Raw genomic sequence first — 7972 nt, 5'->3', positions numbered from 1 at the left:
CACGACGACCTCCAGCCCCTCGTGCCACTGCCTGGGCAGCGGCACGCAGCAGGTCACGCCGCCGGCGCCGTAAGGGCGGATGCTCATGCCCACGGCGCTGCGTTTGGCATCGCCCGGGCGGTGCACGGAGAAGTAGCGGATGCCCCGCTCGGTGTAGTTCACCGCCGAGACGGACACGCCGATGGTGTCCCCGCCGCCGCAGGCGGTGAGCAGGGCGGCCATGAGCAGGGGCCAGACGATGAGAGGGGGCGAGCGGCGTGCCGTCATGCTGACGGGTCCGTGTCCGGTTTCGTTTCGTCGGCGGTTGCGGCCGGCAGCAGGCCTTGCCGCCCGGCCATCCGGCGGCAGTAGTCCAGCCGCCGTGCGTGGTCCCGAACCGATTCGGGGGCCTGGGCGAGGACGGTACTCAGCCACTCGTGGCGTTGGGAGGGAGAGTCGAAGACGCCGAATAGCGCCGGCGCACTGTCACGCAGGATCTCGATCAGGGCGTCGACCTCGTTGATCCGTAGCAGGGCCTCCGTCTGTTGGTCGTCGAACGTCACCCGCTCTGCCGGGGCGGCGGGCTCGTGCGCCGGCGGCAGCGGCTGCCACCGGGCATCGCGACCGAGGCAGTGCCAGGTCCCCGGCCCCATGAAGGCGCCGTGCTGCTCGCCGGAGAACAGGGCGAGGAGGGCGGGCAGGAGACGGGTGTCCGCCAGCCGCAGCCCGTAAGCGGTGTCCTGGACGGTGACGATGCTGAAGCGCGCCAGACGCTGTGCGGTCCCGGTGACGGACTCCGGGGTGGCGATGAGGGTGAGCATCGGCAGCCCGCGGGCCAGCTCGAACAGTGCCTCCCAGTGTTCGGGGGCGAGCGGTTCGATCACCATGGGGGAGATCGCCAGCGCCGCCCCGTCCGGGCCGGGCATGTCCGCGTACACGGCGTGCCAGCGCTTGGGGGGCAGGTGCCGGCGCAGCCAGGGCAGCACGTGCTCGTGGCGGAAGGCGGCGTCGACGAGGAGGTGGACGTGCCCTTCGGGCGCCGACTGCCGGAGGCCCCCGATCAGCTGCCGGGTGTCGTCGAGCCAGCCTTCGGGGTAGTCATCGATGAGTTGCATGACGGGCCTCCGGGACACGGGCGGGAGATGAAACCGTTGTGAGAGGAAGACACCAGGGATTTCCGGGATACACCGGACAGCCACGGTACTCAGGGTGGGACGAGCAGGCGGGAAGAGTGCAGAAAACGCTGTCGTCACGACTGGCAGCCGTGACAAACGAATGCTTCCCGTCATACAACGGCCGGTCCATGACCGACGCAGCGCTGGGGACGACATATCGGATCGGGAAATAGACGAATACCGGATCACCATCGGGACCGGCCATTCCCGTGACCCGGAAGTCATCTCCATGAGGGTGTGCCCGCCGCCGGTGCCGCACCGGCGTCAGGCCGTGATAATCGCGTGGGGTCTCAGTGCAGAGGTTGTCAGCCATGTGCCTCCTTCCCTGGTCAGCGGCCGAAAACGTCCATTGGCGCGTTAGCGCTCCCCGCCTTCCTGGCGGGTTAGTGACCGGGGGACGCCCGGTCCTGGAGTCAGAAGCCTACCGCAGTACCGCCCTGTTGCCGAGGTCCGGAGACATTCCATGTTCCACTAGCGTGACGGTGTACACGAACCATGGTCCGTTCACGGGCCGGGGATAATGCCTACCGACTACTCGACTCCTGGCTGTCTGCCGGGCCGAGCACGCGCTTGAGGAAGGGGATGGTGAGGCGGCGGTGGGCCTGCAGCGAGGCCACGTCCAGCTCTTCGAGCAACCCGAAGAGGTAACGGGTGCGCCGCGGGTAGTGGGCCAGCAGGTAGCGCGCGGTCTCCTCCGGGAGCTCGATGCCGCGGCTGCTGGCCCGGCGCTGGAGGGCGATCAGGCGATCGTCGTCGGAGAGCTCGCGCAGACAGAACACCAGCCCCCACTGGAGCCGGGAGATGAGGTCGGGCAGGGCCAGGCCGATGCGGTCCGGGCGGTGGTCGGCGGCGACGATGAGCTGGCCGCCGGCATCACGCAGGCGATTGAACAGGTAGAACAGCGCCTCCTGCCAGGCCGGGCGGTCGTGGAGCAGGTGCAGATCGTCCAGGGCCACGAGGCCGACATTCTCCAGGCCGTCGAGCAGCCCGGCACTCCACTCCAGCATGTCCTCCAGCGGCAGGTAGACCGCCGTGCGCCCGGCCGAGGTGGCCAGGGTACAGGCCGACTGGAGCAGGTGGGACTTGCCGGTGCCCGGCTGGCCGTACAGGTAGACCGGCTGGCCCGAGCGCAGCGCGGCACGGCGCACGGCCGCAACCGCCTCGGCGTTCGGGCCCGGGACGAACGCGCCGAGCTCGTTGGACTCGTCCCAGCGGAAATCCAGTGCAAGCTGCCGCCAGCCGCGGCCCTCGCCCGTCCCCGTCATCCGCCGCTCCCGCGAGCGTTCCAGCGATAGGTCAGACCCGCCTCGGCACCACCGCCGTCCGGCGATGCCGGTGCCCACAGGCTGCTGCGATCCAGCGCCGCGCGCAGGCGGTCCTCGCCGACCTCGGCCTCCACGCGGAAGACCGCGCGGTCGCCCTCGATGCCGCTGAGCTGCACGGCCACCACCCCCGCACTGTCGCCGAGGGCCCGCTCGGCCGCGGCCAGAGCGGCAAGGCCGTTCACGCCGGTGACGTTCACGCGAATCGCCGAGGACTCGCCGCTGGCGACGGTGTAATCGGGGCGCAGCTGTGCCACCGCGCGGGCCCAGACGGCGTCGGCCACCGCCGCGACATCGTCTCCGCTGGTACGCCCGCTGGCAAGGGTGGAACCGTCACGGACCAGCATCCATGCGCCGTTCCAGCCGCCGCTTCGCGCCTGCAGCGCCACCGCCAGGGCGAGGGAGGTGCCGTAACGCCGGGTCGCCTCGCCCACGCGGCCGCTGAAGCCGCCGGCGATGTCCTGATAGGTCACCGCCTGGCGGTCGGTGAGATCGAGCAGCGGCAGCAGCACCGGGACCCCGTAGTCCCTCGCGGCATCGCGCAGGGCCGTTGCCCGCGGGTCGTCCGCGCCGGCGAGGCTGCGACCGCCGTCCTGGACGCCCGCCCAGATGACCACCGCGGGGCGTTCGCGCAGCCACACACGCACCCCCTGCCGTCGCAGCGACTCCCGCAGCGCCGGCACGTCGAAGGTGAGGGTGAGCGCCTGCCCGCCCGCCTCGCTGCGCAGCGCGCTGGCGGTGATGTAATCGTCCACGCGGCCGGCGATCGCCGCCGGCGCCCGGGCCGCATCACCGGTGAGGCGCTGCACTATCCGGCCCAGGGCCTGCTCCCGCGCCGCCTGGCGGCCCCCGTCCCCGGCCTGCGCCGCCAGCGGCACCGTCACCGTGGCGTCGATCGTCGCGGCCCGCGCGACGCCGGCGGCCAGCGCCGCCCCGACGAGGATCATGCCCAGCAACGGGGCCAACGCCCATGTCCGCCTCATGCCCACTCCATCCGTGATGCACCGTGATCCACCGCCACACCGTCCGGACCGGCACGGCGGAAATACTGTCGCGAGGTAAGTTATCATGGCCGCCGCGGAGCGACGACCGGCGGCCCTGCACCGCCGGCGTCGCGCTATGATGCAACGCCCGCGAGCGCAGGCAGGCGACGGGAGACGAGCGTGACGGACAACCCCCAGGGCAGGCAGGGACTTACTTATCGCGACGCCGGCGTGGACATCGACGCCGGCGCGGAGCTGGTGCGGCGCATCAGCGGGGCGGTCGCGGCAACGCAGCGCCCGGAGGTGCTCGGCGGGCTCGGCGGCTTCGGCGGGCTGTTCGAGCTGCCGGTGGAGCGCTACCGCCGGCCGGTGCTGGTCTCCGGCACGGACGGCGTCGGCACCAAGCTCAAGCTCGCCATCGAGACCGGCCGCCACGACGGCATCGGGATCGACCTCGTCGCGATGTGCGTGAACGACGTGGTGGTCGCCGGGGCCGAGCCGCTGTATTTCCTCGACTACTACGCCACCGGTGCCCTGGACGTGGACGTCGCCGAGCAGGTGGTGCGCGGTATCGCCGAGGGCTGCCGCCAGGCGGGTGCGGCCCTGATCGGCGGCGAGACCGCGGAGATGCCGGGCATGTATGCCGCCGGCCACTACGACCTCGCCGGCTTCTGCGTGGGCATTGTCGAGCGCGAGGGCATCATCGACGGCCACCGTGCCGGCGAGGGGGATGCCCTCATCGGCGTGGCCTCCAGCGGCGTGCACTCCAACGGCTACTCGCTGGTCCGCCGGGTGATCGAGCATGCCGGCGCCCGCCTGGACATGCCGTTCGCCGACGGGCTCAGCCTCGGCGAGGCGCTGCTCGCCCCCACCCGCATCTACGTGCGCCCCACCCTGGCGCTGATCGACGCGGTGCCGGTGCACGCCATCTGTCACGTCACCGGCGGCGGCCTGCCGGAGAATCTGCCCCGGGTACTGCCGCAGGGCACCGCCGCCCGCGTGGACACCGCCAGCTGGCACTGGCCGGCGGTATTCGATTGGCTCCAGGGCAACGGCAGCATCGACGAGGCCGAGATGTACCGCACGTTCAACTGCGGCATCGGCATGGTCTACGCCGTGCCGGAGGCGTCTGTGGACGACGCCCTCGCCTGCCTGCAGGCCCACGGCGAACGCGCGTGGCGTATCGGCGGCGTCGTCGCGGACAAGAGCGACGGCCCGCGGGTCCGCCTGGAGGCGGGGACATGAGCAGGCCACTCGACGTCGTCGTCCTCATCTCGGGCAGCGGCACCAATCTTCAGTGCCTCATCGACGGCCAGCAGCGCGGCGAGCTGCCCATCCGCATCCGCGCGGTGATCAGCAACCGCGCCGACGCCGGCGGGCTCGAGCGGGCACGGGCCGCCGGCATCCCCACGGAGGTGCTGCCGCACCGGGACTACCCGGACCGCGAGCACTACGACGCCGACCTGGTCCGCGTCGTCGACCGCCACGAGCCGGGCCTGGTGGTGCTCGCCGGCTTCATGCGTATCCTCACCCCCGGCTTCGTGCGCCACTACCAGGGCCGGCTGATCAACATCCACCCGTCCCTGCTGCCGGCCTACCGCGGGCTGCACACCCACGAACGGGCCATCGCCGATGGCGCGGCGGCCCACGGCTGCAGCGTGCACTTCGTGATCCCGGAGCTCGATGCCGGGCCGGTCATCGTCCAGGCGCGGGTGCCCGTACACGCGGACGACACCCCGGAGACACTCAAGGCCCGGGTCCAGGAGCAGGAGCACCGCATCTACCCGCTGGCGGTACGCTTGATCGCCGAGGGGCGGGTGCGGCTCGACGACGACGGCGTCCACGTCGACGGCGAGCCCGCCGCCAAGCCGCCGGCCATCGACGCGGCGACCGACGTGGCCGCGCTGTGAACGCCCTGCGCGCCTGCCTGCGGTGGCGGGGACTGGCGACGGCGCTGCTGCTGGCCGTGCTGGCACCCTCAGCCGCCGCCTCCTACGAACCGCCACCGCCGTTCCACGCGGAGTACGAACTCAACAAGGGCATCCTGACCCTCGGGAGCGCGAGCCTGAGCTTCTCCCGCCCGCAGCCCGGCCACTACCGCTACCGGCTGTTCATGCGTCCGAGCGGCATAGCCGGATGGTTCACCGACGTCACGGTGCGCGAGGTCAGCGAGGGACGGATCGTCGACGACGGCTTCCGCCCGCTACGCTACGTCTACGACCGCAGCGGCGACGACCGGGCGCGCCGTGCCGAACTGCGCTTTAACTGGACGACGGGCACAGTGGTCAACGACGTCGGCGACACACCGTGGCGCATGGAGGTGCCGGACGACGCCCTGGACCGCGTGGTCAGCCCCCTGCAACTCATGCACGACCTCGCCGCCAGGGGCGCGGACACCGGCCGGCTGACCTACCGCATCGCTGATGGCGGCCGGCTCAAGACCTACACCGTCTCCATCGAGGGCACGGAAACCGTGGACACCCCGGCCGGGCGTTTCGAGACGGTGAAGGTCGTCCGCCGGGACGACGAGGGCGAGCGCGAGACGCGGCTGTGGTGCGCCCCGGCGCTGGCCTACCTGGCAGTGAAGGTGGAGCAGTGGGAAGCGGACGACGGCACCTTCGAGCTCGTGCTCACCGGTGTCGAGGGCCTGCCCGCCGACTGAGGCGGCGTCACGGCCGCGGCAGCGTGACCCCGCGCTGGCCCATGTACTTGCCCTCGCGGTCCTTGTAGGAGAACTCGCAGACCTCGTCCGACTCCAGGAACAGCATCTGCGCCACGCCCTCGTTGGCGTAGATCTTCGCGGGCAGGTTGGTGGTGTTGGAGAACTCCAGGGTCACGTGCCCCTCCCACTCCGGCTCCAGGGGCGTGACGTTGACGATGATCCCGCAGCGCGCGTAGGTGGACTTGCCCAGGCAGATCGTGAGCACGTTGCGCGGGATGCGGAAGTACTCGATGGTGCGCGCCAGGGCGAAGGAGTTCGGCGGGATGATGCACACTTCCGCGCACATGTCGACGAAGCTCGCCTCGTCGAAAGCCTTCGGGTCCACCATCGCCGAGTTGATATTGGTGAACACCTTGAACTCGTTGGCGCAGCGCACGTCGTAGCCATAGCTCGACGTGCCGTAGGAGATCATGCGCCCGCCGTCCGCACCGACGCGCACCTGACCGGGCTCGAAAGGCTCGATCATCCCGGACTCCTCGGCCATGCGCCGGATCCACTTGTCGGACTTGATCGACATGGGCGCAACGCTCCCGTCAGCAGCCACCAAAATAGCCGGCTATTCTCGCCCGGCGCTCAGTCATCGTCCACCCGGATGTCCGGGAAGCGGCTCGCCCCGGCGGCGGCCTGGCGCGACAGGCGCGCCGCGGTCGCCAGCGCGGCCTCGCGATAGAGCGCCGCCTCGCGGCCGTTCGGGTCGGCGGCCACCGTCGGCCGCCCGGCATCGGTCTGCTCGCGGATGCCGATGGACAGCGGCAGCGAGCCCAGCAGCGGAACGCCCTCGGAGGATGCCAGCTGCTCGCCGCCGCCGGCGCCGAAGATGTGCTCCTCGTGGCCGCAGTGCGAGCACACGTGCAGCGCCATGTTCTCCACCACGCCGAGCACCGGCACCTTCACCTTCTGGAACATGCGGATGCCGCGGCGCGCATCGAGGGTGGCGATCTCCTGGGGCGTGGTCACGATCACCGCACCGGCCACCGGCACGCGCTGGGCGAGGGTGAGCTGGATGTCGCCGGTCCCCGGCGGCAGGTCGATGAGCAGGTAATCCAGATCGCCCCAGCGGGTGTCGTTGAGCAGCTGGGTGAGGGCCTGGGTGACCATCGGCCCGCGCCAGACCATGGCGTCCTCCTGCTTGACCAGCACGCCGATGGACATGACCGCGACGCCGTGGGCCATGAGCGGGAGGATCGACTTGTTGTCCGGGCTCTCGGGGCGGCGGCCGTCGAGCCCCATCATCCGCGGCTGGCTCGGGCCGTAGATGTCGGCATCGAGCAGCCCGACCTTGGCGCCCTCCTCCGCCAGCGCCAGGGCCAGGTTCGCCGCCGTGGTGGACTTGCCCACGCCGCCCTTGGCGGAGGCGACGGCGATGATGTTCTTCACCCCCTCCATGGGCTCGAGCGAGGCCTGCACCTGGCGCGGGGACACGGACCAGTCCACGGTCACGGTGACCCGCGACGCCCCCGCCTGCTCCAGCACCCGGGTGACGGAGGCGGTCAGCGCCTCGCGGTAGTGCGCGGCGGGGAAACCCAGCCGCAGGGTGACGTTCACCGCGTCTCCGTCCACCTCCAGGCCGGCCAGCGCGCCGGCGCTCACCAGGTCCGTGCCGAGGTTGGGCTCCGTCCACCCGCCGAGCGCCGCCTCCAGCGCCTCGCGTGTCAGTTCCGCCATGATCCCGCTCCATTGTCGATTCCGCTGATGGCGGGGATTCTACATCCGCCGCCCCGGGCAGGGCGAAAGCCCCGCGCGAGCCCATCCGGGTCCGGCAGGCTGCTAGACTCCGGCAAAACAGGGATG

The 7972-nt window shown here is 71.2% G+C and carries 9 protein-coding genes; 3 read left to right on the top strand and 6 right to left on the bottom strand.

Annotation, left to right across the window (positions count from 1 at the left end; translation table 11 throughout):
* The 4 genes from ACEZHJ_RS08505 to ACEZHJ_RS08490 all read right to left on the bottom strand — a co-directional run.
* Positions 1-267, bottom strand: a 267-nt coding sequence (locus tag ACEZHJ_RS08505) for a DUF3304 domain-containing protein (protein ID WP_375036434.1), incomplete at its 3' end; no start/stop codon positions are given.
* Entirely contained in the window at positions 264-1094 is an 831-nt protein-coding gene (locus ACEZHJ_RS08500; protein WP_163140083.1) for a DUF4123 domain-containing protein, read from the bottom strand. The genes ACEZHJ_RS08505 and ACEZHJ_RS08500, both read right to left, overlap by 4 nt.
* A 584-nt stretch (positions 1095-1678) precedes the next feature.
* Complete coding sequence (gene hda, locus ACEZHJ_RS08495; RefSeq protein ID WP_018719311.1) at positions 1679-2419, bottom strand: DnaA regulatory inactivator Hda; 741 nt, start codon at positions 2417-2419, stop codon at positions 1679-1681.
* Entirely contained in the window at positions 2416-3459 is a 1044-nt protein-coding gene (locus tag ACEZHJ_RS08490) for a DUF2066 domain-containing protein (RefSeq protein ID WP_163140081.1), read from the bottom strand. The genes hda and ACEZHJ_RS08490 overlap by 4 nt, the downstream gene beginning before the upstream one ends.
* A 180-nt stretch (positions 3460-3639) precedes the next feature.
* Between ACEZHJ_RS08490 and purM the strand changes: the two genes are divergently transcribed.
* The 3 genes from purM to ACEZHJ_RS08475 are packed head-to-tail and all read left to right on the top strand — an operon-like array spanning position 3640 to position 6121.
* Positions 3640-4704 (top strand): phosphoribosylformylglycinamidine cyclo-ligase, encoded by a 1065-nt coding sequence (gene purM, locus ACEZHJ_RS08485; RefSeq protein WP_163140079.1) that lies wholly within the window; start codon positions 3640-3642, stop codon positions 4702-4704.
* The gene (gene purN / locus ACEZHJ_RS08480) at positions 4701-5369 is read left to right on the top strand and encodes a phosphoribosylglycinamide formyltransferase (RefSeq protein WP_018719308.1); all 669 of its coding nucleotides are present in this window, start codon (positions 4701-4703) and stop codon (positions 5367-5369) included. Before purM ends, purN begins: the two co-directional genes overlap by 4 nt.
* Positions 5366-6121, top strand: a complete 756-nt coding sequence (locus tag ACEZHJ_RS08475; RefSeq protein WP_018719307.1) for a DUF3108 domain-containing protein — start codon at positions 5366-5368, stop codon at positions 6119-6121. The genes purN and ACEZHJ_RS08475 overlap by 4 nt, the downstream gene beginning before the upstream one ends.
* Before the next feature lie 7 nt (positions 6122-6128).
* On the opposite strand, the gene dcd is transcribed toward ACEZHJ_RS08475, so the two are convergent.
* Both dcd and apbC read right to left on the bottom strand, forming a co-directional pair.
* Complete coding sequence (dcd, locus tag ACEZHJ_RS08470) at positions 6129-6698, bottom strand: dCTP deaminase (protein WP_163140077.1); 570 nt, start codon at positions 6696-6698, stop codon at positions 6129-6131.
* Positions 6699-6754: 56 nt separating this feature from the next.
* A complete protein-coding gene (apbC, locus tag ACEZHJ_RS08465; protein WP_163140075.1) occupies positions 6755-7846 on the bottom strand; it encodes an iron-sulfur cluster carrier protein ApbC in 1092 nt (363 codons plus the stop codon).
* Positions 7847-7972: the final 126 nt, after the last annotated feature.

The sequence above is a fragment of the Arhodomonas sp. KWT2 genome (assembly GCF_041949875.1).
In the GTDB taxonomy this organism is placed as follows: Bacteria; Pseudomonadota; Gammaproteobacteria; order Nitrococcales; family Nitrococcaceae; genus Arhodomonas; species Arhodomonas aquaeolei.
This window is presented reverse-complemented; position numbering and strand designations above follow the sequence as displayed.